Origin of the sequence: Mesorhizobium sp. M3A.F.Ca.ET.175.01.1.1 (assembly GCF_004791945.1) — a bacterium.
GTDB lineage: Bacteria > Pseudomonadota > Alphaproteobacteria > Rhizobiales > Rhizobiaceae > Mesorhizobium.
Genome location: NZ_SRTP01000228.1, coordinates 1 through 328, shown reverse-complemented (window position 1 = coordinate 328; position 328 = coordinate 1). Strand labels below are relative to the sequence as shown.

The 328-nt window shown below is 62.5% G+C and carries 2 protein-coding genes; one reads left to right on the top strand and one right to left on the bottom strand.

Translation table 11 applies throughout. From position 1 onward, the window contains the following. On the top strand, nt 1-153 hold a 153-nt coding region (locus tag EN818_RS31440; RefSeq protein WP_135906694.1), incomplete at its 5' end, for a peptidoglycan-binding domain-containing protein. A 17-nt stretch (nt 154-170) separates the two neighbouring features. Here EN818_RS31440 and EN818_RS31435 read toward each other — a convergent pair. Next, nucleotides 171-328, bottom strand: a 158-nt coding sequence (locus EN818_RS31435) for a LysR substrate-binding domain-containing protein (protein ID WP_245521438.1), incomplete at its 5' end; no start/stop codon positions are given.

Here is a 328-nt window from a genome sequence, read left to right as displayed (position 1 = left end):
CTGCAGACCAAGCTCGAGGCCAAGGGCTACGACGTCGGCACCGTAGACGGCATCCTGGGCACAAACACCCGCGAGGCGATCCGCAAGGAACAGATGCGGCTTGGCCTTCCGGTGGACGGATGGCCGACGCCTGACTTGCTGGCGAAATTGTGAATGGCGGCGAGATTCCTCTAACCTCGCCTCGACCGCACGAAATCGATGAATGCACGCAGCGCCGGAGGCACGAGCCGGCGGCTCGGATGGTATAGATAGAAACCCGGAAAGCGGGGCGACCACGGTTCGAGAAACCGGACCAGCCTGCCCTTCTCGATCCATGGCTGGACCTGAT